This is a genomic window from Myxococcus llanfairpwllgwyngyllgogerychwyrndrobwllllantysiliogogogochensis (assembly GCF_006636215.1).
GTDB classification, from domain to species: domain Bacteria; phylum Myxococcota; class Myxococcia; order Myxococcales; family Myxococcaceae; genus Myxococcus; species Myxococcus llanfairpwllgwyngyllgogerychwyrndrobwllllantysiliogogogochensis.
This window is the reverse complement of the sequence record NZ_VIFM01000542.1, coordinates 1-1225: the sequence shown is the minus strand read 5'-3', so window position 1 is coordinate 1225 and position 1225 is coordinate 1. Positions and strand designations below refer to the sequence as shown.

1 protein-coding gene is annotated in these 1225 nt (G+C 67.7%); it reads right to left on the bottom strand.

The features are described from left to right. Window positions 1–31 precede the first annotated feature (31 nt). Window positions 32–997 carry an IS630 family transposase gene (locus FJV41_RS49185; protein WP_141649514.1) on the bottom strand — a complete coding sequence of 322 codons (966 nt, stop codon included), beginning with the start codon at window positions 995–997 and terminating at the stop codon, window positions 32–34. Window positions 998–1225: the final 228 nt, after the last annotated feature.

The window sequence follows — 1225 nt, the reverse complement described above, 5'->3', positions numbered from 1 at the left end:
CTAAACCAGAGTTCGTGATTCTCGAACGGCCTCAGACGGCACGCCTGAGGTCGGCTCGGCGCAGGGATGGACTGGCAGAGCGTTGGGCGTTGCGAGCAGCGAGGTAGGCATGCACCCGCACCATGAGCCGGGCCATGGTTCGGCAGCGGTGATTGCGGGTGACATTGGCGTGCAGGTCCAGCCATACCCGCTCGATGCGGTTGCCCTCGGGGCAGTAAGGCGGAAGGAAGTGGAGCACGATGCGCCCGCCGAGTTGCGCGAGGGCACGGCGAGTCTTCTTGCTGGTGTGGACCGCGGCGTTGTCCAGCACGAGGTGGATGCGGCGAGCCCGTCGGTACTGGCTCGCAATGCGCCAGAGCAACTGAATGAAGAGGGTGCTGGCCTTGGACCTGCCCTCCACCCACGTCAGCTTCCCCGTCCGGACATTCAGTGCTCCAGCCACGAAGCGCTTCTGGTTGTTGCCGGGCGTCACGACTACCCGGCGCTGCCCGGGCAGACACCAGTCGCGCCCCACCTTGGGATTGAGGTGGATGTCCACCTCGTCCACGTGGAGCACGGGCTCCTCGGGGGGCTTGTGCGCCTCCATGCATCTGAGCACATAGAGCCTCCGGCGACGCTTCCACGCGGGCCAGGGACACTGGACGATGGGCTTTGCCGCCTTGAGGCGGGCGCCGAGCGAGGCGAGTGTCCGGCCCATGGTCGCCACGGACACACGAGGCATCCCCCGGCGCTGCAGCTCCACACACAGCAGCTCCCTCGTCCAAGTGGGCCGGCACCAGCCCCAGTCCTCGGGCGTGCCGGCCAACACTCGCTCCAGCCTCTGCCTGAATTGGCCGTCTACCTTGGGATGGCCGTTGCCCGCCCGTCTGTCTCGGAGGGCTTCGCGCCCAGCTTCCCGGTAGCGGCGCACCGCGCACACGACGGTGGAGGTGGCACAGCCCAGCGCCCGGGCTGCGGCGTTGCATGAGTCCCCTCGTCCCACGGCCGCTACCGCCATGCACCGCCGCATGGTGAGCGGGCAGCCACTCCTCTCTGCCCACCGAAGCAGCGCCTGGCGCTGCTTCCTCTTCAACCACTGCCTACCTTTGCCCTCGGGCAGGGCCTTCTCGCTCTCAGGTCTTCTGCGCACACAGAGCCGAACGAGAGGTGCCCCTGCTCCCTCTTCCCGCCTCCTCCGCGCCCGCCTGCTCCCCAGCCTGATCGCGAATCACGAACTCTGGTTTAG